General features: G+C 73.6%; 14 protein-coding genes, 4 tRNA genes, 1 pseudogene and 1 riboswitch. Of the genes and pseudogenes, 10 read left to right on the top strand and 9 right to left on the bottom strand.

Going from position 1 to position 22,837, the window contains the following annotated elements; all coding sequences use genetic code 11:
• Positions 1-65 precede the first annotated feature (65 nt).
• Entirely contained in the window at positions 66-1,676 is a 1,611-nt protein-coding gene (locus P3T34_RS19550; RefSeq protein WP_280667318.1) for a PP2C family protein-serine/threonine phosphatase, read from the bottom strand.
• Between the two features lie 504 nt (positions 1,677-2,180).
• Here P3T34_RS19550 and P3T34_RS19545 point away from each other — a divergent pair.
• Positions 2,181-2,888 carry a bifunctional DNA primase/polymerase gene (locus tag P3T34_RS19545; RefSeq protein ID WP_280672229.1) on the top strand — a complete coding sequence of 236 codons (708 nt, stop codon included), beginning with the start codon at positions 2,181-2,183 and terminating at the stop codon, positions 2,886-2,888.
• Between the two features lie 259 nt (positions 2,889-3,147).
• Here the strand turns inward: P3T34_RS19545 and P3T34_RS19540 are convergent, their stop codons facing one another.
• The 5 genes and pseudogenes from P3T34_RS19540 to P3T34_RS19520 all read right to left on the bottom strand — a co-directional run.
• Positions 3,148-4,131 (bottom strand): DUF5926 family protein, encoded by a 984-nt coding sequence (locus P3T34_RS19540; RefSeq protein ID WP_280667317.1) that lies wholly within the window; start codon positions 4,129-4,131, stop codon positions 3,148-3,150.
• 175 nt (positions 4,132-4,306) lie between these two features.
• Positions 4,307-5,062, bottom strand: coding sequence for an ATP-binding protein (locus P3T34_RS19535; protein WP_348534672.1), 756 nt, complete (start codon positions 5,060-5,062; stop codon positions 4,307-4,309).
• Positions 5,063-5,355: 293 nt separating this feature from the next.
• A complete protein-coding gene (locus P3T34_RS19530) occupies positions 5,356-6,177 on the bottom strand; it encodes a glycerophosphodiester phosphodiesterase family protein (protein WP_280667316.1) in 822 nt (273 codons plus the stop codon).
• A gap of 64 nt (positions 6,178-6,241) precedes the next feature.
• Entirely contained in the window at positions 6,242-7,144 is a 903-nt protein-coding gene (locus P3T34_RS19525; RefSeq protein WP_280667315.1) for a cytosine permease, read from the bottom strand.
• Positions 7,145-7,280: 136 nt separating this feature from the next.
• Positions 7,281-7,637 (bottom strand): annotated as a pseudogene (locus P3T34_RS19520) (cytosine permease); the annotation flags it as partial.
• A riboswitch (TPP riboswitch) is annotated at positions 7,629-7,777 on the bottom strand. It overlaps the preceding pseudogene by 9 nt.
• 233 nt (positions 7,778-8,010) lie before the next feature.
• On the opposite strand from P3T34_RS19520, the gene P3T34_RS19515 reads away from it, so the two are divergent.
• From P3T34_RS19515 to P3T34_RS19500, 4 genes are all read left to right on the top strand, one after another.
• Entirely contained in the window at positions 8,011-9,756 is a 1,746-nt protein-coding gene (locus P3T34_RS19515; protein ID WP_280667314.1) for a trypsin-like peptidase domain-containing protein, read from the top strand.
• A 58-nt stretch (positions 9,757-9,814) separates the two neighbouring features.
• Positions 9,815-9,902, top strand: a tRNA-Ser gene (locus P3T34_RS19510).
• A gap of 255 nt (positions 9,903-10,157) precedes the next feature.
• Positions 10,158-11,498 carry an FAD-linked oxidase C-terminal domain-containing protein gene (locus tag P3T34_RS19505; protein ID WP_280672225.1) on the top strand — a complete coding sequence of 447 codons (1,341 nt, stop codon included), beginning with the start codon at positions 10,158-10,160 and terminating at the stop codon, positions 11,496-11,498.
• 279 nt (positions 11,499-11,777) lie between these two features.
• A complete protein-coding gene (locus tag P3T34_RS19500) occupies positions 11,778-12,107 on the top strand; it encodes a hypothetical protein (protein WP_280667313.1) in 330 nt (109 codons plus the stop codon).
• 133 nt (positions 12,108-12,240) lie between these two features.
• Here the strand turns inward: P3T34_RS19500 and P3T34_RS19495 are convergent, their stop codons facing one another.
• Both P3T34_RS19495 and P3T34_RS19490 read right to left on the bottom strand, forming a co-directional pair.
• On the bottom strand, positions 12,241-13,287 hold the full coding sequence (locus tag P3T34_RS19495) for an EamA family transporter (RefSeq protein WP_280667312.1): 1,047 nt from the start codon (positions 13,285-13,287) through the stop codon (positions 12,241-12,243).
• A gap of 82 nt (positions 13,288-13,369) precedes the next feature.
• A complete protein-coding gene (locus P3T34_RS19490) occupies positions 13,370-13,963 on the bottom strand; it encodes a hypothetical protein (protein WP_280667311.1) in 594 nt (197 codons plus the stop codon).
• 225 nt (positions 13,964-14,188) lie between these two features.
• Here P3T34_RS19490 and P3T34_RS19485 point away from each other — a divergent pair, with 225 nt between their 5' ends.
• Entirely contained in the window at positions 14,189-15,865 is a 1,677-nt protein-coding gene (locus P3T34_RS19485; RefSeq protein ID WP_280667310.1) for a long-chain fatty acid--CoA ligase, read from the top strand.
• A gap of 57 nt (positions 15,866-15,922) precedes the next feature.
• Here the strand turns inward: P3T34_RS19485 and P3T34_RS19480 are convergent, their stop codons facing one another.
• Positions 15,923-19,489 (bottom strand): PAS domain-containing protein, encoded by a 3,567-nt coding sequence (locus P3T34_RS19480; protein ID WP_280667309.1) that lies wholly within the window; start codon positions 19,487-19,489, stop codon positions 15,923-15,925.
• A 200-nt stretch (positions 19,490-19,689) separates the two neighbouring features.
• On the opposite strand from P3T34_RS19480, the gene P3T34_RS19475 reads away from it, so the two are divergent.
• From P3T34_RS19475 to P3T34_RS19460, 4 genes are all read left to right on the top strand, one after another.
• Positions 19,690-19,780, top strand: a tRNA-Ser gene (locus P3T34_RS19475).
• A gap of 163 nt (positions 19,781-19,943) precedes the next feature.
• Positions 19,944-20,016, top strand: a tRNA-Arg gene (locus tag P3T34_RS19470).
• Positions 20,017-20,142: 126 nt separating this feature from the next.
• Positions 20,143-20,218, top strand: a tRNA-Arg gene (locus P3T34_RS19465).
• A gap of 149 nt (positions 20,219-20,367) precedes the next feature.
• Complete coding sequence (locus tag P3T34_RS19460) at positions 20,368-22,812, top strand: Ig-like domain-containing protein (RefSeq protein ID WP_280667308.1); 2,445 nt, start codon at positions 20,368-20,370, stop codon at positions 22,810-22,812.
• The last annotated feature ends 25 nt before the right edge of the window (positions 22,813-22,837 follow it).

Genomic DNA, 22,837 nt, shown 5'->3' with positions numbered 1-22,837 from the left:
CGTGCGTCCCATGGTACGGACGCCAGGCCGATCATCCGTTCGGCAGGTCCTGGTCCTCCCGGCGGCTACTCGAAGCGCGCGGCGAGCAGCACCAGGTCGTCGGTCGCGCCGCAGGCGGCCTCGTCACCGCTGCCGACGCAGCTGGTCAGCAGGTGTGCGCAGAGCCGGTCCGGGTCCTGCCGGACCTCGCGCGGGGCGTCCGCGGCGGCCTTGCGCAGGTTGGCCTGGCCCGCGTGCAGGGTGCTGCCGCAGCGCCGGGCCAGACCCTCGGTGTAGAGCAGCAGCAGGTCGCCGCGCTCGGCGTTCAGCTCGACGCCGGGCGCCTCCCAGCAGGCCAGCATGCCGAGCGGGGCGGAGAGCGAGGTCTCGACGAACTCGGCGCCGTAGCGGGTGACCAGCAGCGGCGGGCAGTGGCCCGCGCCGGCCAGCGCGATCCGCCGCTCGGCGGGCTCCACGCAGGCGTAGACGGCGGTCGCGGTGCGGGCCGGTTCGGTGGTCTTGAGCAGCAGCTCCAGGTCGCCGAGGACGGAGACCGGGTCCTCGCCCTCCAGCACCGCGTACGCCCGCAGCGCGGCCCGGACCCGGCCCATCGCGGTCGCCGCGCCGGGCGCCGAGCCCGGCCCGGCCCCCGGGCCGTCACCGGAGACGCTGCCGACACTCAGCCCGACCGAACCGTCCGGCAGCGCGATCGCGTCGTACCAGTCGCTGCCCGCCGAGAGGTCCAGACCGGCCGGCACCCAGCGGGCGGCCAGCCGCAGCCCGGGCACATACGGCAGGTGGTCGGGCAGCAGGCCGCGGCGCAGCGCCTCGGTGGAGCGCCGGCGGCGGTCCGCGTCGAGGCGGCCGGCCAGCAGCGGGGCGGCGAAGGCGCAGTAGCGGCGGGCCAGCTCCTGCTGCTCGCGGCCGGGCACGGTGGGCTGCTCGTAGAACCAGACGGCCGCGCCGAGCGGGCCGTCCTCCTCGGTGGCCAGCGGCAGCGCGAAGCAGGCGCCGATGCCCAGGCTCGCGGCGACCTCGCGAAAGCGCGGGCCGAGCGTCGGGTCGGCGAGGTCGTCATCGAGGTCGGCGGAGAGGTCAGCAGTGAGATCAGCGGTGAGATCTGGATGCAGCAGCTGCTCGGGGCGGTCGAACGCGCGCAGCAGGCCGGCGAACGGGCCCTGCTCGGTCGGGACGGTCTCCAGGGCGCCGAGCGCCGCCCGGTCCAGGGCCAGGCCGACCATGGTGCCGTGGGTCGGCTGCGGGCGTCCGGCGTCGGCGCAGTCGCGCGCGATCGGGACCAGCAGGGCGCGCCCGGCGCCCAGCAGGCTGGCACCGGAGTCCAGCAGAGTGGTCAGGGTGGCGTCGAGGCCGCGCGCCCCGGCCAGCCGCTCGGTGTGCCGGGCCAGCCAGTCGAGGGCGGCGAGCCGGCCGTCGAGCCGCTCGTCGATTCCGCCGTCGAGCGTGCCGACCCGCCCGCTGCCGATCCCGCCGTCGGACGGGGCGTCAGCCGGCTCGGCCGCCCGGCCGGTGGTGGGCTGCTCGGTCGGTCGGTGGACGGCGGGGGAGTGCGGCGGCGGACCGAGCAGCGGGGCGCCGGAGTCCAGCAGGGTGGTCAGTGTGGCGGCGGTCAGGTCCGGAGCGCCGCTGCCCGCACCACCGCCGCCACCACCGGCGGCGGACGGATGGTTGTCACTCATGCCGCAACTCCCAGCGCTGTGGTACCTGTCACCCGGACAACCCCGAGGGGTGAGACCTGCCAAACCACTCGTAGTGCCCCACTTCTACACAGGACGGTTGGCGCGTGTCCAGGATCGGACCCCCGCCGGATGGCTGGTTCTGCGCCGGGCGCCGGGCCGACCGTGCGGAGTTGTGCGGAATGGAGCACCCGGGATGCGGGCACAAGCCAACGAGAGGCTGCCGGACCCTGCCCGGATCGTAGGGGTCCCCCGCCCGGCAACGCTGTTGACCAGAAGTCACTCACTCGTACGGTGGAACCGGAGGGTGCCGGAAGGCGTCCATTCGGTCGCATGAGGGATTCTCGTTCCAGGGGCGCGTCCGCGGCATGGCAGGCCGCCCGGCGCGCGTCCGTCGCGGTGCGGTGCCACATGAGCAAACCTGCGGTTCCCCGGCCGCGTCAGGTCAGGTCTCGACAGTCGTGCTCCCCCGATGGTCCCGGAAAGGAACGAGCGCTCATGCGTGAGATGTCCGAGATGTCCGGAAGACACCGCAGGAACCGGCAGGCGCTGCTCCAGGCGGCGTTGACCTGCGTCGAGCGGTGGCGCTGGCCGGTGGTCCCCGGGGCGGTCGTGGTGGAGCGCGAGCCGGACGGTGCGCAGTGCGCGCTCTCCTGCTCGTGCGGCAACCCGGTCTGCGCCGTGCCCGGCGCGCACCCGGACGAGCACCCGCTGCTGGCGGCCACCACCGAGGCACGGATGGTGCGTTGGTGGTGGGAGCGGCTGAGCCCGCAGGCGTCGCTGATCGTCGCCACCGGCGGCGCGGTGGCGGCCGTCAGCCTGCCGGCCGTGGCGGGTGCCCGGGTGCTCGACTACCTGGACGCACTGCGGGTGCCGTCCGGTCCGGTGCTGGCGACGGCGAGCCGCTACGCGCTGCTGGTCGCGCCGTACTCCTACCCCGAGTTGGCGGAGCTGCTGGTGGCGCAGGAGGAGACCCTGCTGCCCGGTGGCGGGCCGGGGCGGGTGCCGAGCTCGGTGCGGTACCACGGGCCCGGCGGCTATCTGGTGCTGCCGCCCTCGCGCCTGGGGGAGGGCGGCCGGGAGGCGGTGCGCTGGGTGCGGCGGCCGGTGGCGCTGCCGGGCGGGGGTGTGCGGCTGCCGGCCGTGACGGCCTTGCTGGAGCCCTTGCTCGCGGCCGGAACGGCGGCGCCGGACGGGACTCGACTGGCGTACTGAGGGCCTGGCGGCGGCCTGCCGGCCGGTGTCCGGCGGGGTCTTCGGCGCGTTCTCCGATGGGCACGGCCCCGGAAATTGAAGATCCGGCCGCTGGCGACGGGGGATGCACCAGCGACCGGACTGTTTAAACAGTAACAAGGATTGGCGCCGTAGCCAATTTCCCCGCGCGGCCCGGCGCCCGAGATTTCGGGCCCGCCGGGCCAGGTGTGACCGGTATCACGTCGGATGACCGATGTCGATCACACTGCGCCAGGTTCCGTCAGTTGAGCGTGACCTGACGGTTCACCAGGTTGGCGCGCGCCTTGCGCTCGTCCGCCGTCAGCGGTGCGGGAGCCGCCAGCGTGGCGGCCAGGCGCTCGGCGAAGGCCGCCGCCGGCTTCTCGCAGTCGGCGGCCGACATCGCCACCGGCAGGTCCCAGACCGGCACCAGCAGGCCGTGCGCGCGGAACGAGCCGACCAGCTTGGTGCCCTCGCCCAGCGAGGACTCGCCGGCCGCCGAGAGCCGCGCCAGCGCGTCCAGCAGCTGCTCCTCGGGGACAGTCATCACCCAGCGCAGGTGGTTCTTCTCCGGGGTGCTGCACCAGTACGAGGACTCCACGCCGGTGAGCTTCTCGGTGGGGATCGCCGAGGCGTTGGCGCGCTCCAGGGAGGCGGCCACCTCGCCGGTGGCGGACTCCGCGTCCTCCAGCCAGAACTCGAACCCGGTGTGCACGGCCGGGACGAACTCGGCCTCCAGGTCCAGCAGTTCCTGCAGGCGCGGGCCCTCGGCGGAGGCCCGGCGGGTCGGCACCGGCGTGCCGGGGGCGGTCACCAGGGCCTCCACCAGGGCGTCGGCCAGGTCGCGGCTGAGGTCGCCGGAGGAGGACTGGGTCTGCAGGCCGAGCAGGATCGACCCGTCGGGGCGGCGCAGCGCCGGCCAGGCCAGCGGCAGCACGGTCGCCAGTGCCACGGACGGGACGTCGCCGTCGGCACCCGCGAGCGCGGCGGCCGTCAGCTTCAGCGGCACGGTGGCGGCCGGCACCAGCTCGCGCAACGCCACCCAGTCGGCCTCACCCGGGAGTCCCTCGAACGGACGGTGCACCAGCTCCTGGACGGCGTGCGCGGCTTCGCGGCCGTGGCAGGCCTTGTAGCGGCGGCCGGAGCCGCAGGGGCAGTCCTCGCGGGCCCCGACGACGGGGACGGTGCCGGTCGGCGCGGCGGTGCGGCTCTGCTGGGGCGACTTCTTGGCGGCCTTCTTGGCCATGGTGCGGCTCTCCCGGGACGGTGGTCTCTGTCTCCGGGGCAGCCTACTGAGATTTGCCCCTCGGCCCGATTCGCGCCGACCCGCCCCGACCCCGACCCGCCCCGACCCGCCCCGACCCCGACCCGCCCCGACCCGCCCCGACCCGCCCCGACCCGCTCCGACCCGTGCCCAGGCGCTAAGCCGAGCGTGCGTGCTCGGCGTCGTGCTCCGCGCCCGCCGCGGCGCTGTGCCCGGTGTAGGCGGGGAGCGCCGCCCAGACCGTCACCTCGCCCGGCGCGTCCCGGACTCCCCAGTCGGCCGCCAGCTCGCCGACGATGCTCAGCCCGCGGCCGCCCTTGGCGGTGAGCGAGGGGCTGGCCGGCAGCGGTCTGGTCGGCGCGCCGCCGTCGGTGACCTCCAGGGTCAGCAGGCCGTCGGTGTGCATCTGCCAGCGCACCAGCACGCCGCCCGGGTCGTCCGGTTCGGTGTGCTCGCCGCGGTTGTCGTCGCGGTCGGTGTGCTCGCGCGGGAGGTCGTCGGAACTCTCCGCACGGCTGTCCGTCGCCACGGCCGAGCGGGCGGCCGCTACCGGATTCACCGCGCGCGCGCCGCGGGAGGAGCGCGCGCCGTGCGCGGGGCGCGCGGCGGCGTTCGCGGAGTTCACCGCGTTCGGCGAGTTCACCCCGTTCGGCAAATCGTGCCGCAGCTCGCCGAATTCGACTGACGCCCCCCCGTCGAGATCGAGCAAAGGGCCCAGCGGCCGCGCATAGCGGCATGAATTACTGAGTAGTTCGGAAAGGATCAGAACCGCGTCATCGATGACGGTATCGGGCACCTCGTGGTCGCCCAGATCTCGCCGCAGTCGGCGCCGTGCGGCCCCGACACTGGCCGGACCGTGCGGCACCGCCATGGTCGATGAAGTCGGCACTTCGCGCGCCACCATCAACGCCACCCCCGGACCTCCTTCAGCGCTTGCCGAGGGATGGATGCCCCGGGGGAATGCGCCGGAAACAGGCTGAACTCGATCGTGGCGCGTCAATTGTGGAACGCTTGCGGAGCAGCAACACGCTGTGTGCAAAAGGTGATTCACTGCTTACCCTGCGTCAATCGGGGGGAGCGGGAATCCGTACGCCGGGCCGCTCGCGCCACCCCTGCCCGCGCCCGCGTACGCCAACTCGCGCGCCGGTCAGCGCGCTCCGGGCCCGCCGCCCGCCCCACCGACTGCCTGCCGCCTGCCTGCCGCCGTCAGCGGCCCAACTGCTCCAGCACATCGCGTGGGCGGTTGGTGATGATCGCCTCCACACCGAGCTCCAGGCAGAGTTCGACGTCCTCGGGCCGGTCCACCGTCCAGACGTGCACCCGGTGCCCCGCGGCGCGCAGCCTGGTCACCAACTCCGGCTGCTTGCGGATGAGTTCGATGCCCGGCCCGGCGATCACCGCGCCGCCCGGCAGGCCCTGGCCGCGCCACAGCCGCGGCAGCAGCGCGTGCTCGAAGAGGAACACTCGGGGGAAGTCCGGCGCGGCCGCCCGCACCCGGCCCAGCGCCAGGCCGGAGAAGCTCATGATCCGCGCGTGCGCCCGGTCGGGGGCCTCGTCCGGATTGCCGACGATCTTGAAGCGGTCCAGCATCCGGAGCAGCTCGGCCTCCACCCGGCCGCGGTAGCGCACCGGGTGCTTGGTCTCGATGGCCAGGTCCACCCGGCGGCCGCAGTCGGCCACCAGCTCCAGCAGGCTCTCCAGACGCAGCACCCGGGCGCCGTCCGCCTCGGGGCCGGCCTGCTTCCAGGAGCCGAAGTCGTGGCTCTCCAGCTCCGCCAGGGTGAGCGTGGAGACCACGCCCCGCCCGTCCGAGACCCGGCTGATGCCGCGGTCGTGGACGCAGACCAGCTGCCCGTCCGCGGTCAGCCGGACGTCGCACTCGACGGCGTCCGCGCCCTCCTCCAGCGCCCGGCCGTAGGCCACCAGAGTGTGTTCGGGGAGCGCCGCCGAGGAGCCGCGGTGGGCGACCACCTGCACCGGCCGCGCGCTGCGGCCGGGGGTGGGGGCGGAGAGGTCGGGAGTGGTCACGTTCCAACCCTAGGACGTGGAGGTGACGCGGACGCGACCACACCCCCAACTCCGGGGGGCGCAGCTACTCCGCAGGCGCGGCCGGCGCGGCCGGGGTGAGCCTGGTCAGACCCCAGGTGACCAGCGCCGCGACCAGGAAGGAGAAGAGCGAGGCCGAGGACCACTGCTGCGGAGTGAAGTGCACCAGCGACTGCACGCTCGTCCAGAAGTGCGTCCACCAACCGGCGATCGCGGTCGGCGCCAGGAACTGGTACATGGCGAAGCCCAGCGCCCACGGCAGCAGCATCAGCGGGCGGGCCGGGGAGTCCTGCGACATGTCCCAGCCCTGCCGGCCGCGGCCGAGGAAGAAGTCCACCGCGAGCACCGCGAGCAGCGGCACGAAGACTGAGCCGATCAGCCCCAGGAAGTTGTAGTACGAGGCGGTGAACTCCTTGATCAGCAGCGCCAGCACCGTCACCAGCACGCCGATTCCGCCGGTCAGCAGCCGCCGGTCCACCCGCGGGAACAGGTTGTGCACCGACATCGCGGTCGAGTACACGTTGGCGAACGACTGGTCCGCCTCGCGCAGTACCAGCACCAGCAGGAACGCCCAGCCGGCCGTCACCCCGGCGAAGGAGTCGAGCAGGTTGTCGACGTTGCCGTGCGACTGCAGCAGCGCGATCAGGCCCAGCAGGTAGCACCAGACCTGGGCGATCGTGTAGCCGGAGAAGGTGCCCCAGAACGAGGCGCCCGGGGTGCGCGAGTGCCGGGTGTAGTCGGCGGCCAGCGGCACGAAGGAGATCGAGACGGCGATGATCGCGTCCGTGGCGCCCAGGAAGCCCTTCCAGTTGCCCGCGCCCGGGTCGGGGAAGCCCTGGCGGGCCAGCTGGACGGTGAAGTAGACCATCGCGATGCCCACCGCGATCGCCACGTACTTGCGCAGCGCGGCGATCGAGCCGAGCGGCCAGATGGTCAGCGCCGTGGTCACCGCCCCCGCCCAGCACCACGAAGAGCCAGCGCCAGCCCTGGGTGTCGGCCACCGTCTGGGCGCCCCAGGCGATCACGATCAGCTCGTACACCCCCCAGCCGACGCACTGCAGGATGTTCAGCACGGTCGGCAGGTACGACAGCCTGGTGCCGAACAGCCCGCGCAGGACGGCCATCGCCGGCGCACCGGTACGGGCGCCGATCAGCGCGGCCACGCCGAGCATCGCCGTACCGATCACCGTGCCGACCACGATCGCCGTGACGGCGGCCGTGAAGGAGAGCTCACTGCCCGGCTGGCCGAGCACCGTGGCGGCGCTGGTGAAGCCGATCAGGCTGATCCCGAGGTTGGCCCAGAGCGCGAACTGGTCCTTGAAGCCCAGCGTGCGCGGCGGTGCGGTGTCCAGCGTCAGCGGGGCCTCGGGGCGAGCGCTCGGGGCACCCGGCGGCCGGTCCAGCAGCGCGGACGAAGATGGGGAAGGCGAAGCAGCCGTCATGGCGATACTCCCTACGCCGGCATTACCCGGTCAGGTTCCGGCGGTCAGCACTCCCTCGCCCGCATCGCCCGAGTGATCATGGCGTACGGTCGAACAGCGCACTCTCAGCCTGGTGGGTCCAAGCTCCCGCGTGTCAGATTTGGCAGCGCAAGGGTAGCCCGACCTGGTGATTCCGCCAAGGTGGAGGCAAGTGCGCCGTCCGCATCGCGGAACTCTGCTCGGGGGGATCCGGGAGAGGGTTCCGAACGGCGGGCGGGGGGCTGTTCGGCCTACCTAAGGATTCTTAGCGGTTCTTCAGGGGGCTCCTTACGGCAACCAGATCCGTCATGGGAAAAACTATGGGCCAAGGTCCTGTCAGCGATGGAGGTCGTCCGTGAGCACCGAGCACGAGAGTGAGCCCGCCGGGCCGCAGGGGGAGCAGCCCTCCAGCGGCCACGGGGAGCAGGGGGGCACGCCGCCGGTGGGTGAGTCGATGCCGACCCTCGCGTTCACCAAGCTCAACGCCCCGGAGCCGGAGGCAGCGGTGGCTTCCGAGGCGACTTCGGAGTCGGCTTCGGAGTCGGTTCCCGAGCCGACCGTTGTCATCCCGGTCGAACCGGCCGCCGCACCGACCCCGGCGCCGGCCGCGGCTCCCGCCTACCTGGACGCGCCGCCGCCCGTCGTGCCGGCCGCTCCGGCCGCGCCGACCCCGGCCACCCCGGCCGCACCGGCTCCCGCCTACCTGGACGCGCCGCCGCCCGTCGTGCCGGCCGTCCCGGTCGCCGCCGAGGCGCCCGAGAACCCGTACGCGGCGCCGACCGAGGACACCTCGGCCGGCACGCCGATCACGCCCGGCGTGCCCGCGGCGTCCGCGCCGCACGCCGAGCACCACCCCTTCGGCGCCGGCCAGCCGCTCGGCGGCTGGGGCAACCCGCCGGCCGGCCCCGGCGGCCCGGGCTACCCGGGCGACTACCCCGGCGGCTACGGCGAGCCCGCCGCACCGCGTAAGAAGCGCGGCGGCCTGGTCGCGCTGATCGCCGCCGTCGCGCTGGTCGCCGGCCTCGCGGGCGGTGTCGCCGGCGCCGCGATCAAGGACAACGGCAGCGGCACCATCGGCTTCACCTCCAGCAGCCACAGCAGCACGACCGTCACCGCCGGCGACAACACCAAGTCGCTCAACCGCGCCCCCGACTCGATCGCCGGCATCGCCGCCAAGGCGCTGCCCAGCACCGTCACCATCAAGGCGGACGGTGCCCAGGAGTCCGGCACCGGCACCGGCTTCGTCTTCGACACCCAGGGCCACATCCTCACCAACAACCACGTGGTCGCCCCGGCGGCCAACGGCGGCAAGCTGACCGTCAAGTTCTCCGACGGCTCGACCTACGCCGCCTCGGTGGTCGGCCAGGCCAAGGGCTACGACGTCGCGGTCATCAAGCTCGACAACCCGCCGACCAACAAGCTCGTCCCGCTCCCGCTGGGCGACTCGGACCAGGTCGCGGTCGGCGACGTCACCATCGCCATCGGCGCGCCGTACGACCTGGAGGGCACCGTCACCTCCGGCATCGTCAGCGCCAAGAACCGCCCGGTCGCCTCCGGCGACGAGAGCGGCGCGCAGGTCTCCTACATGAACGCCCTGCAGACCGACGCCTCGATCAACCCCGGCAACTCCGGTGGCCCGCTGCTCAACGCGAGCGGCGCCGTGATCGGCATCAACTCCGCCATCCAGTCGAACTCGACCGGCAGCAGCGGCGGCCAGGCCGGCAGCATCGGCCTCGGCTTCGCGATCCCGATCAACCAGGCCAAGCGGGTCGCCCAGATGCTGATCCAGACCGGCACCCCGGTCTACGCCATCCTCGGCGTGCTGCGCAACGACGACTACCAGGGCGACGGCGCGCAGATCCAGTCCGGCCCCGTCCAGGGCCAGCCCGCCATCACCCCCGGCGGCCCCGCCGACAAGGCCGGCCTCAAGGCCGGCGACGTCATCACCAAGTTCGGCGGCATCCCGATCGACAACGCCCCCGGCCTCGTCAGCGAGATCTGGACCCACCAGCCCGGCGACCAGGTCCAGCTCCAGTACACCCGCAACGGCCAGACCGCCACCACCACCGTCACCCTCGGCGCCAAGACCGGCGACAGCTGACCCCCACCAAAACCGAGTGCACCAATCCCCACCGGACCCGTTAGGCTGACCTCCGCCAGGAGGGTTGCCCGAGCGGCCTAAGGGAACAGTCTTGAAAACTGTCGTGGCGTGACCCGCCACCGTGGGTTCGAATCCCACATCCTCCGCAGGAGAACGGCCCCTGACCAGCAACGCTGGTCAGGGGCCACCTGCATTTCCCGTCCCTGGCAGTCCGTCAGCGCCCGCTGATGCCCGGCGGCGTCCCTTTCTTCGACTCCCGTCCCGGGGCCCGGGGGCGGCTCCCGACGGGGCGGCTTTCGTCCGGGCGGGCCGCACGGCAGAGTGCGGGGCGTGGGGTGTGTGTCCGGCGTGCCCCCTGGCGAGAGGAGGCGGTGCCGGTGAGTGGACTGGCCGAGCGGCTGATGAAGGGGCTCCCGCAGTCCGCGGTCGTGGTGGATCCGGCGGTGACGGCCGCGTACCGGCACGACATGGCCGGCTTCTGCGCGTCGGGGGCGCCGGCGGTGGTGGTGTTCCCGTCCACCGTCGAGGAGGTCCAGCACGTCCTGCGGACCGCGACCGAGCTGGGCGTGCCGGTGGTGCCGCAGGGCGCGCGGACGGGGCTGTCGGGCGCGGCGAACGCGGTGGAGGGGTGCATCGTCCTCTCCCTGGTGAAGATGGACCGGATCCTGGAGGTCGACCCGGTCAACCGGATCGCGGTGGTCGAGCCGGGCGTGGTCAACGCGGTGCTCTCGCGGGCGGCCGGTGAGTACGGGCTGTCCTATCCGCCGGACCCGTCGAGCTGGGAGTCGTGCACCATCGGCGGCAATATCGGCACCGGCGCGGGCGGCCTGTGCTGTGTGAAGTACGGGGTGACCAGCGAGTACGTGCTGGGCCTTGACGTGGTGCTGGCCGACGGCCGGCTGCTGCGTACCGGTCGGCAGACCGCCAAGGGGGTGGCCGGTTACGACCTGACCCGGCTGTTCGTCGGCTCGGAGGGGACGCTCGGTGTGGTGGTCCGCGCGGTGCTGGCCCTGCGGCCCGCGCCGGCACCGCAGTTGGCGATGGTGGCGGAGTTCGCCGACGCCGACGCGGCCTGCGCGGCGGTCTGCGCGGTGATGGCGGCGGGGTTCACCCCGTCGTTGATGGAGCTGATGGACGCGGTCAGTGTGCGGGCGGTCAACCAGCTGGCGCAGATGGGACTTCCGGAGTCCACCCAGGCGCTGTTGCTGGTCGCCTTCGACGGGGCTGACCCGGCGGGCGAGTTGGCCGCGGTCGGCGAGCTCTGCCGGGCGGCCGGCGCCACCGAGGTGGTCCCGGCCGAGGACCAGGCGGAGTCCGAACTCCTGCTCCAGGCACGTCGGTTGTCGTTGACGGCGATGGAGCAGCTGGGCACCACGATGGTCGACGATGTCGCGGTGCCGCGCTCGCGGCAGGGCGCGATGCTGAACGGGGTCGCCGAGATCGCCGAGCGCTACGGGCTGACCATCGGCGTGGTCTGCCACGCGGGTGACGGCAACACCCACCCGATCGTCGCCTTCGACGCGGACGACCCGGACGAGGTGGACCGGGCCCGGCAGTCCTTCGACGCGATCATGGCGCTCGGCCTGGAACTGGGCGGCACGATCACCGGCGAGCACGGCGTCGGACTGCTCAAGCGGGAGTGGTTGGCGAAGGAGTTGGGGCCGGTCGGACTGGAGCTGCAAAAGCAGATGAAAGGATTGTTTGACCCCCTGGGAATCCTCAATCCGGGCAAGCTGTTCTGAGCCATTTCGGCAGCCGTCCGGTGGCGAACGGGCGCCGAAAGTCAGGCGCAGCGGCCGCCCGGGGCTTTCGGATGACCGATATGTATCGGCTTTCTGTGAGTCAGGGTTTAGTGATCCGACTTCACGCGTTCGAGCTAAAACTCTTGGGGGGGGCTGGTGCTTTGTCGATTTGTTGCGGAAGTCTGTGTCTCGGCGTCGCAGCCCGCAGGGGTTCGTCTGGCCGCGAACTCCCGCACCAGTGAGACCAGTTCGTCCAGTTCAAGCTTCTTGGAGGATTCCATGGCTCGTTTCCGTACCGCTCGCGTGATCGTCGCCCTCGCCGCCGCTCCGCTCGCCGCAGGCCTGCTGCTGGCAGGGGCCGGCGCAGCCGCTGCCGACAACGGCGCTCTTGCCGGTGACCACTCCAACAGCAGCGTCGTCTCCAACGTGGGCAGCGGGAACGTCTTCGGATCGGTCGACGGAAACTACAACTGGACGCAGCAGACGGCCACCGGCTCGGGTGCTTCGAACCAGAACAACACCCTTGCGGTCAAGGGCAACTCGGGTCTGGTCTACGCCGACCAGTCCAACAAGAACGTGCACATCCACTTCGCGCCCGTCATCGGCTGAGTGCCGGCCTGACGGGGTGGTTCCAGGGCCTCGGCAGGATCGAGAACGACCGGCGGCGGAAAGGGTCACCGCATTCCGGTCCGTGGGCGGTGCCGGCAACGGCACCGCCCACCGGCGTTTCCCCCGCACACCGCTAAGGACGACGTCCCGTCAGGGTGGCCCCGGCGCTCGCGGCCACCACGCAGCCGATCCCCAGCAGCTGTTCCCAGCGCAGCAGTTGGCCGAGCACCAGGAGCCCGACCAAGGCGCTGACGGCCGGCTCCAGGCTGAGGATGATGCTGAACACCCGCTCCGGGATCCGGCGCAGCGCCGTCAGCTCCAGCATGTATGGGACGATCGGGAGCAGCAGCGCGACCCCGACCACCGAGAGCAGCAGCCGCCCGGGGTGTTCGGCGCCGGCCAGCCCGTGCCAGGCCTGGCCGAGGCCGAGCGGCGCGACCAGCACCGCGGCGACCGTGATCGACACCGCCTGCCCCTCGAAGCCCTGGAACGCCGCCCCCACCCGGTTGGTGAAGAGGATGTACCCGGCGTAGCAGGCGGCGGCCCCGGCACCCGCGGCGAGTCCGAGCGGGTCGAGCCCGCCGTGACCGCCCACCGCTCCCGAGCCGCCGACCGCTCCCGAGCCGGCCGCCACCCCCGCGCCGCCCCCGGCGGGCTGCCCGCCGATGACGGTCAGCAGCAGGACGCCGCCCGCCGCCAGCAGCGCCCAGGCCAGGTGGCTCGGCCGCCGCGCGAGGATCAGCGCCACGGCGAGCGGCCCGAGGAACTCCAGCGTCGCCGCCGTCCCCAGCGGCAGCCGATCGGAGGTCACCGCGAACAGCACGGCCATCCCGGCCGTGGCCAGGCCGAGCACGCCGGTCGCGGCCAGATCGCGACAGCTTCGACCGCGCAGCCGGGGCCGGGTCGCGCTCAGCATGATCACCGAGGCCGTGGTCAGCCGCAGGAAAGAGGCGCCGAGCACCCCGAGCGACCCGAACAGCGAGGTGGCGATCGCCAGTCCGGTCTGCGCGGTGACCATCGCCAGCACGCAGAGCAGCGGCGCCGGCGTCCGCCCGACAGCCCGGTGTGCCAGCTCCACCGGCCCCCGCGCCCCCAGCCGGACGGCGCCCGCACCCGGGCCGAGGCGGTCGGGCGCGGACGCGGGCAGGACGAGCGGCTCGCCGGGGTCGCCAGGAGGCATGCGGCCGAGTGTGACGTCAGCGCACCACCCTGGCAAGGTCCTGACGCACCCGGCGAGCGTTACGCCACACGGGTGCCGCCGGTCAGCCGCTGGAGGTCGCCACCGGGGAGGCGGAGGGGATACCGCCCGGCGACGCCCCGGTGGTGCGGACGGCACCGCTCCGCCCGGCCTCCCGGCTGCCGGCCCGGCTGCCCGCCGACTCGGTGTCGACCCGCCGGGCCGCGGCCACCGGCTGGGACGCCGGCTGGTCCGCCCCCTGCACCCGGTAGCCGGACCTCACCGCGTCCACCAGCCCGCCCCCCAGCCCGCTCTCCGGCCGGCCCACCCGCCCGCCCGCGTCGGCGCGGTCGATCCGGATCACCAGGTTGCGCTCCCGGTTGTCGCGGCCCGCCCAGTCATGGTCCTTGCTGCGGATCAGCTGGCTGCGCACGCCGTTCAGCTCCGTCCACTTGCCGAGCACCGCTCGCACGTTCGGCCGCCAGCTGCCCTCGTACTGGTGCTCGACGGCGAGGTCCCAGCCGTGGCCGATGCCGGTGTCGTCGATCAGCTCGCTGGCCCCGACCGTGCCGGGGACGACCACGGTGGCCCCGCGCCGGATGCTCACCACCACGCGCTGCGGCCAGTCCGCGTCCACCCCGACCACCGTGATCCTGCAGGGGCCTTCGTACCAGGGCATCAGGTACCTCCGTGCTCGCTTCGTCGGGGCCCGGAACCGGAGCCTCCCACCCAGAGACACGGCCGCCCGCGGGCGCCAGGTTCGGCGTTGAGCTCCTGGTCTCATCCGCCGCCAAGATGCTGACAACCGGCGCGGGCAGGCGACAGAATCAAACTGTGGCCCTTGCTACCCGCCGGTAGTGGTATCCCCAGGGGCGCACGCAGCCCGTCCGGTCAAGGAGGCCCCGTGTTCAGCACCATGCAGGACGTACCACTCACCGTCGCCCGGATCCTGGCGCACGGGTCGACCGTCCACGGGCGCGCCACGGTCACCACCTGGGACGGTACCGGCCCGGTGGCCCGCAGCTTCGCGGAGGTCGGCGCCCGCAGCGCCCAGCTCGCGTACGCGCTGCGCGACGAACTGGGTGTCACACCGGAGCACGTCGTGGGAACGCTGATGTGGAACAACGCCGAGCACATGGAGGCGTACCTGGCCGTCCCGGCGATGGGCTCGGTGCTGCACACGCTCAACCTCCGCCTGCCCGCCGCCCAGCTCTCCTTCATCATCAACCACGCCGCCGACCACGCGATCATCGTCAGCGGCAGCGTCCTGCCACTGCTGGCCGGGGTGCTGCCGCAGCTGGCGCTGACCCTCAAGCACATCGTGGTGAGCGGCCCCGGCGACCTCTCGCTGCTGGCCGGCTTCACCGGCACCGTGCACGAGTACGAGCAGCTGATCGCCGGCCGGCCCACCACGTACCCGTGGCAGGACGAGATCGACGAGCGCCGCCCGGCGATGATCTGCTACACCTCGGGGACCACCGGCGACCCCAAGGGCGTTGTCTACAGCCACCGTTCGATCTACCTGCACTGCATGCAGGTGAACTCCGCCGCCAGCTTCGCGCTCACCCCGTACGACATCGCACTGCCGGTGGTGCCGATGTTCCACGTCTGCGCCTGGGGCATCCCGTACGCCGCCTTCATGTCCGGCGCGAGCCTGCTGATGCCGGACCGCTTCCTCCAGCCGCAGCCGCTCGCCGCGATGATCGAGCAGGTCAGGCCGACCGTCACCGGGGCCGTCCCGACCATCTGGAACGGCCTGCTGGACGAACTCGACCACCCGACCGGCCGCGAAACCCGCTACGACACCTCCTCGTTGCGCACCGTGGTGATCGGCGGCTCGGCCTGCCCGCCCGCCCTGATGCGCGGCTTCGAGGACCGCCACGGCATCCGGGTGGTGCACGCCTGGGGCATGACGGAGACCTCCCCGCTGGGCACCTACGCCCTGCCGCCGGCCGGACTGACGCCCGAGGAGGAGTGGCCCTACCGGCTCACCCAGGGTGTCTTCCCCGCCTCCGTGGAGGCCCGGCTGACCGGCCCGGACGGCGAGCGGATGCCCCACGACGGCGTATCGGCAGGCGAGTTGGAGGTCCGCGGCCCGTGGATCGCCGGCGCCTACTACGGCGGCGCCGGCCAGGACCCGGAGCGCCCCGAGGACAAGTTCTCCGAGGACGGCTGGCTGCGCACCGGTGACGTCGGCACGATCACCCCGGACGGCTTCCTCACCCTCACCGACCGGGCCAAGGACGTCATCAAGTCCGGCGGCGAGTGGATCTCCTCGGTCGAGCTGGAGAACCACCTGATGGCCCATCAGGAAGTGGCCGAGGCAGCCGTGGTGGCGGTCCCGGACGAGAAGTGGGGCGAACGGCCCCTGGCCACCGTGGTGTTGCGCCCCGGCGCCACCGTCGGCCTGCCCGCCCTGCGCGCCTTCCTCGCCGAGCGGGTCGCCTCCTGGCAGCTCCCCGAGCGCTGGTCGATCGTCGACGCCGTCCCGAAGACCTCGGTCGGCAAGTTCGACAAGAAGGTCATCCGCGCCGACTACGCCGCCGGCCGCCTCACCGTGACCGTCCTCGGCAAGGAGTAACCGCCCGGCGCGCACGGCGACCTCCCCAATGAAGGGGAGGTCGCAAGCGCCTGTCTGCTACCCCGCCGAGCCCGCCGAACCAGGCTCGCCGAGCGCGCCGATGCGGCCCAGCAGGTCGACGATGCGGGACTGCACGTCGTTGCTGGTGGAGCGTTCGGCGAGGAAGAGGACGGTCTCGCCGGTGCGCAGCCGGGGGAGTTCGGCCGGGTCGAGGTCGACCGCGGTGTAGACGACCAGCGGCGTGCGGTGCAGGCGGTCGTTGGCGCGCAGCCAGTCGAGCAGACCCAGCCGGCGGCGGCGGATCTTCAGCAGGTTCATCACCACGAGGTTGGGCTGCACGCTGCTCGCCTTGGAGACCGCCTCGATCTCCGAGATGGCGTGTTCGACGTGCATACCGCGCCGCTCCAGGCTGCTGATCAGCGCGGCGGCGATGTCCGGGTCGGACTCCACCAGCAGCACCCGGGCGGCGTGGTTGGCGCTGTCCCGGGGGGCCAGCGCGCGCAGCAGGACGGCGGGGTCCGCGCCGTACGCGGCGTCCCGGGTGGCCTGGCCGAGGCCGGCCGTGACGAGCACCGGGACCCGGCTGTTCAGCGCGGCGGTGCGCAGCGACTGCAGGGCGGTCCGGGTGATCGGCCCGGTCAGCGGGTCGACGAAGAGCGCGGCGGGGAAGGCCGCGACCTGCGCGTCCACCTCTTCGCGAGAGCGGACTATCACCGGGCGGTAGCCGCGCTCCTGGAGCGCCTGCTTGGTGGACGCGTCGGGCTCCGGCCAGACCAGCAGCCGACGCGGCCGACCGTCGGCGGCGGGGCTCACCATCGTGGGGTAGTCGGGGTATTCGGGCACCCGGGGTGCGGCGTTCGGACCGGCGGCCGGCGCGGCATCGTCCTCGCCGGACAGCCGCGGCAGGTCGCGGTCGGCCTCGGCCTCGCGGGAAGCGGCATTGGCCGCGGCGGAGGTGTCCGAGGGGGCCGGGCCCAGCTCGGCCATCGGGCGCGCGGCCGGGCGCGGCTCGACGGACGCGGGCGCCTCCGGCGTGGGGCTCGGGAACGCTCCGGGGAACGCGCTGGCGAAGCCGCCGGCCGGGCGCGGCGGGGTCAGTTCGCCCAACCCGCTGCCCACCGGCACCTGCTGTGGCACGGGCAGCAGCGGCGCGCCGCCCGCCGGCGGAGCGCTCGGCATCGGCGGTGCGGGGGCCGCGGCGGAACCGGTGGCTTCGGTCAGGGCAAGCGCCGTCGAAGGCGCGCTGCCGTCCGACCCGGCCGGGTTCTCGCCGCCCGCTCCGGAGGGGATGCCCAGTCGGCGACGACGGCCGGTGGGCTGCACCGGCGCGGTCGGCCCAGCGGCCGGCAGCTCGGCGGGGACGGCCGGGAGGGCGTGCTCCAGGCCGGGGTAGAGCGGCATACCGGGGTCGGGGACACCCGGCAGCGAGAGCGCCGCCGGTTCGTCGGGTGCGGCACCGGGCGCGGGCAGCGCCCGCCGCCGCCGCGAGCCTGGCGCACCCTGAGCAGCGCCCTGACCAGCACCCGGACCAGTGCCCGCTGACGTGCTGCCCGGACCAGCGTCCGGCGCCGACTCGGCCTCACCCGGCACGCCGTCGCGGCCGACCGCACCCGTCGGGCCCGGTCCCAGCGCGAACGGGGTGCGCGGTTCGGGCGCGTGGGCCTGCGCCGGAATCATGGCCTGACCAGCTTCGGCGGCAGCAGCAGCCGGGACCGGCGCCGAGGCGTCGGCCGAAGGCCCGGGGCCGAGCGCGAGCGGCCCGAGCGAGGGCCCGTTCTGCGCCGCCCGCGACTGCGCGGCCCGCTTCAGCCGCGCGGCCCGCCCGCCGGACTGGGCCTCCTCGGCCGCCGCGTCCTCGGCCACCGGCGGGACGCCGTCCGCCGTCGCGGTCAGTTCGGGCACGCCGGGCAGGTCCGGCAGCACCGCCGTGTCCGTCTCGCGCGGGACGAGCCGGCCGGCCCCGGACGCCGCGCGGGCAGCCGCGGCCCGAGCCGCCGCCGGGTCGAGCGGGAGCTCCACCACATACGTCGTACCGGCGTGGTTCGGCAGCTCGTGCGGCTGCAGCACGCCGCCGTGCCGCTCGACCAGGCCGAGCGCGATCGGCAGGTGCACCCGGCTGCCGCCGCGACCGGGGCCGCGGACCTCGATCCGGGCCACCTCGCCACGCTGCGCCGCCGCCAGCACCACGGTGGGCGGGCCGGCCGGTCCGTCCGGGCCGGGCGGCGTGGCGGTGAGCGCGATGCCGCTCACGTCGGCGACCAGATGGGCCAGCGCCTGGGCCAGCCGCTCATGGTCGGCGGTCACCTCGACGGGCGCCGCGTGCACCGAGAACCGCAGCCGACCCGTGCCGACCAGCTGTCCGGCGAGTTCGACCGCGCGGTCGACCAGCTTGTCCAGGGTGGTGACCCCGCGGTTCAGCCCGTCCGCGTTCTCGCGCGGCTCGCGCACGTCCCGCCCCTCGGACGCGTCCGCCGAAGTGGCGGCGGCAGAACTAGCAGAAGTAGAGGAAGAGGAGGCAGCAGCAGTAGACGCGGGCGCGCCCGCGGCGGTGTCCGCGCCGCGCTCGAAGCGCTGGTGGGCCAGCACCCCGTCGATCAGCACGCCGAACCGCCGGCACTCGTCCGCCAGCGCGCGCAGCGTCCAGTTGGCCTCCGGCCAGAGCTGCCCGGCGGGGTCGGCGGCCAGCGTGTCGATCCGCCGCCGCAGAGCAGCCAGCGCGCCGCTGACCTCGGTCTCCAGTACGGCGGTGAGGTGCTCGTTGCGGGCGGTCAGGGCCAGTTCCCTGGTCCGGTCGGTGAACGTCATCACGGCGCCGACCAGCTGGTCGCCGTCCCGCACCGGCGCGGTGGTCAGGTCGACGGTGACCGCCCGGCCGTCCTTGCGCCAGAGCGTCGCGCCGCGCACCCGGTGCTTGCGGCCCGAGGTGAGGGTGTCGAGCAGCGCGGACTCCTCGGCGGCCAGCGGGGTGCCGTCCGCCCGGGAGTGCTGGATCAGCGGGTGCAGCTCGCGCCCGCCCAGCTCGCTGGCGCGGAAGTCCAGGATGTGCGCGGCGGCGGGGTTGACCAGCACCACCCGGCCTTCGAGGTCCACGCCGAGCACGCCCTCGGCGGCGGCCCGCAGGATCATCTCGGTCTGCTTGTGCTGGCGCCGCAGCTCCGCCTCCACGCCCAGCCGGCTGGAGAGGTCGCGGACCAGCAGGAGCAGCAGGTCGTCGGTGCCCGAGCGCGAGCCGGTGGCCCGGTAGAGGTCGTAGGGGACGAGCGGGGAGAGCGCGTAGCCGCGGCCCTCGCTGGAGTTCTCGTCCGCGAAGTCGTTGCCGGAGACCTCGACGGGGAAGGTGCTGCCGTCCGTGCGACGCGCGGTCATCCGGACCGGCAGGTCGGCCTCGTCCTGGTCGCGCGGGGCCGGGCGCATCGAGCCGGGGATCCGGCTGGGGTCGAACTCGGGCAGCAGGTCCAGGACACCCATCCCGACCAGCGAGGTCCCGGGGGTCTGCATGCTGCGGACCGCGGCGTTGTTGGCGTCCACGACCGTGCCGTTGCTGTTCACCAGCAGCAGCGCGTCGGGAAGGGCGTCGAGTATCGCGGCGAGGCGAGCAGCGCCTCGGGTCGGCCTGCTGCTCACGTCGACAGGTCTCCTCACCACTTACGACTTGCGGCTCGCCACTGCGGACCGGGCTGCTCCGGGGCTTGGAGTATCCCATTGTTTTTGCCGAGAGGACGACCTGCCTAGTAACGTTGTCAGCGGTTGGTGCTGAGCCCCTCGGCTGTGGCATCATCACATGCACACGGAGTGCGCCACCTGGTGGTGCGATCCGGGTGAATGGAGGCTTCGCCTAGTCCGGTCTATGGCGCCGCACTGCTAATGCGGTTTGGGTCTTAAAGCCCATCCGGGGTTCAAATCCCCGAGCCTCCGCTCCGAAGGGAGCCCCGTCGACCTCGGTCGACGGGGCTCTTCTCGTTCTCGATCGTTCTCGGGCGGCTCGCCGCCCTGCCGGGAACTAACCGATTTCACCCCAGGTCGACGGTCATGTAATGTTGTCCCCGCACCGCCCCGAAGGATCGAATCGCCGGGGCGAGCGCTCATAGCTCAACGGATAGAGCACTTGACTACGGATCAAGAGGTTGCAGGTTCGAATCCTGCTGAGCGCACCGCGATCACGAGGCTCCGGCTCCGGCCGGAGCCTCGTCGCTTGCGAAGCGCGAGGTCGCCCTCCCGGGATCGGGTAGGCTGGCCGAGCAGTAGCAGTACCGCAGGGTGGCTCCGGTCTCCCTGAGGCGCTCATAGCTCAACGGATAGAGCACTTGACTACGGATCAAGAGGTTGCAGGTTCGAATCCTGCTGAGCGCACCATCTCGAAGGCCCCCTCCGCGGAGGGGGCCTTCGGCGTTTCCGGATGATCCGCCGGATGAGTGGTTGCGGCGGCGCGGCGGGGATTTCCGGCGGTGACTTCACGTTAGATCGTGATTCCTTCTTGTCACATCGTGTGCACAGGAGGGTCCATGAGCCCGAGAACGTCCCGGCGCAGCCGCCGTCCGGTCGTCGTCGCCGTGGCGCTCGCCGCCGGTCTGGCGCTCGGTTGGCTCCCCTCCGTCTCCTCGGCGCAGCAGTCGCCGGACAGCTGGTCGGCCGACCACCAGGCGTTGCTGCACTCCGGGCTCGACGTCGGCATCGACTTCGAGGCCTCCCCGGGCGTCCGTGCCGAGGCCGCGCCCGGGACGCTGGACGGCACGGGCGGTTCGGGCAGCGCGCCGGCCGCGGCCTTTACCGACGGCGTCCGGCCCGGCGCGCCGACGCAGACCTTCCGGCTGAGCCAGGACCGGCCGCAGGCCGACGGCGCCTGGCGCACCCTGGGCGCCCTGCAGCTCACCTTCTCCCGCCCGGTCCGCAACCCCCGACTGCACGTCAGCGGCCTGGCCGCGGTCACCACCGGCCCGGACGGCAGTACCGCGACCGCCACCCGGCTGACCGTCATCGGCGGCACCCCGGCCGGGCCCGCGCTGACCGCGCGCACCCCGTGGTCCGGCTGGACGTCCGGCGACGGTGTCCTCGCGCCCGCCTCCGCCGACGGCTCGGGCGACGGTGCCGCCGACCGGGCCGGCACCATCGAGCTGGACGGCACCTTCGACACCGCGACGCTGCGGGTCGAGCAGCGCAACACCGCGTACGCGGGCAGCAGCACACCGCCCGCCGCGCTGCGCCAGGCCTACACCGTCACGCTGGACGAGTCGCTCGGCAGCGCGCCGCAGGGCTACGGGAACGCCTCGCATATGGTCTCCGACCTGTTCATGGGCAGTGACGCGGCCGGCTCGGCGCCCGACCACCGGCGCGCCACGGTGCCCGCGCCCGTGCCGCCCGAGCTCCAGCCGGGGCGGATCGAGCACCTGGCCAACGACCCCGCCGTGGTCTTCCCCGGCGAGGCCGCGATCGGCGGCTACTACCACCTGACCGTGCCGGTCAGCCCGGGCCAGAGCGCCGCCACCCTGGCGGGCTGGATCGACTTCGACCGCAACGGCCGCTTCGACCCCGTCGAACGCGCGCAGGCGGACATCCCGCCGGGCGCCACCAGCGCGACCCTGGAGTGGACGGTCCCGCCGGGCGTCTCCGCCGGCGACACCTGGGCCCGGCTGCGGATCGGCCGCGACCCGTCCCAGCTGGTCGCGGCGGCCGGCTTCGCCGACTCGGGGCAGGTGGAGGACCAACTCGTACGGCTCACGGTGGTCGCCGCCAAGCCGGAGCTCACCAGCCCGGCGGGCGGCGCGGCGGTCGGCGACGCCCGGCCGGAGTTCCACGGCGACAGCGGGGTGGCCGGCGCGACGGTACAGGTCCAGGAGGGAGCGCTGACGCTCTGCCAGGCCGTGGTGGACGGCGGCGGGAACTGGTCCTGCCGCCCGGACGCGCCACTCGCGCAGGGACCGCACACGGTGCTGCCCGCCGAGACCACCACCGGCGGGGTGGTGCTGCGCGGGGACCCGGTGCAGCTCACGGTCACCACCACACCGCCGCCGGCGCCGGTGCTCACGGTGCCGGAGTACACCAACGACCCCGGGCTGATGATCACCGGCACCGGCGGCCCCGGGACGACCGTCTCGGTCACCGACCAGGGCGGCGCCGAGCTGTGCCGGACGGCCGTGCGGCCGGATCGCTCGTGGTCCTGCCTGCCGGTGGAGGAGCTGGCCGAGGGGCCGCACACGCTGACGGCTACGGCGGTGGACCCGGCCGGCAATCGGACGACCGGCCGGGGCACCCCGCTGATCGTGGACACCGTTCCGCCGGCCAAGCCGGTGATCAGCTCGCCCAAGGCGGGCGAGGAGCTGCACGTGGTCCGGCCGCGGGTGGCGGGCAAGGCCGAGCCGGGGTCGATGGTGACCGTGGTGTCCGGGACGGACGGCGCGCTGTGCAGCGCGGTGGCGGCGGTCGACGGCAGCTGGACCTGCCGCGCCTCGCGTGACCTGGCGTCGGGCGAGCAGTTCCTGACGGCGACGGCGACCGACCGCGCGGGCAACGCCACGCGGGGGGACCTGCTCCGGGTCGTCCTCACCCTCCCCGCCCCCACAACGCCGACGTCGTCCCCCTCCCCGTCCCCGACGCCGTCCCCGTCCGCCACGCCGACCCCTACGGCGGCTGCTGGCACGCCGTCAGCGTCGGCTGCACCGTCGGTGCCGCCCACCCCCACTCCCGCAAAGTCGACCCGCCCGACTTCCGCGGCGTCGGCCGCCTCCCCGTCCGCCTCCCCGTCCGCCTCCCCGTCCGCCTCCGCGTCCGCCTTCGTCGGGTCCGCTGGACGGCGGGAGCTTGCGCCGCCGCCCGAGGTGGTCTCCACGGTCCGTCACACCAGCCTCGGGGGCTGGCGGGCTGCGGGCTGCGGGGTGCTGCTGATCATGTCCGGCGTCACGCTGCTCACCCGGCGGATCCTCGGTCGCGGCCAGGGACGCCGCCGGAGGTGAGCAGCGGATCCCGCCACGCCGACGG

It is taken from the genome of Kitasatospora sp. MAP12-44 (genome assembly GCF_029892095.1).
In the GTDB taxonomy this organism is placed as follows: Bacteria; Actinomycetota; Actinomycetes; order Streptomycetales; family Streptomycetaceae; genus Kitasatospora.
This window is presented reverse-complemented; position numbering and strand designations above follow the sequence as displayed.

Coding starts and splice junctions, on each gene's coding strand:
- P3T34_RS19505 (WP_280672225.1), top strand. CDS start 10,158: ATGAAGGGGCTCCCGCAGTCCGCGGTCGTGGTGGATCCGGCGGTGACG.
- P3T34_RS19495 (WP_280667312.1), bottom strand. CDS start 13,287: ATGCCTCCTGGCGACCCCGGCGAGCCGCTCGTCCTGCCCGCGTCCGCG.
- P3T34_RS19490 (WP_280667311.1), bottom strand. CDS start 13,963: ATGCCCTGGTACGAAGGCCCCTGCAGGATCACGGTGGTCGGGGTGGAC.
- P3T34_RS19460 (WP_280667308.1), top strand. CDS start 20,368: ATGAGCCCGAGAACGTCCCGGCGCAGCCGCCGTCCGGTCGTCGTCGCC.
- P3T34_RS19550 (WP_280667318.1), bottom strand. CDS start 1,676: ATGAGTGACAACCATCCGTCCGCCGCCGGTGGTGGCGGCGGTGGTGCG.
- P3T34_RS19545 (WP_280672229.1), top strand. CDS start 2,181: ATGTCCGAGATGTCCGGAAGACACCGCAGGAACCGGCAGGCGCTGCTC.
- P3T34_RS19540 (WP_280667317.1), bottom strand. CDS start 4,131: ATGGCCAAGAAGGCCGCCAAGAAGTCGCCCCAGCAGAGCCGCACCGCC.
- P3T34_RS19500 (WP_280667313.1), top strand. CDS start 11,778: ATGGCTCGTTTCCGTACCGCTCGCGTGATCGTCGCCCTCGCCGCCGCT.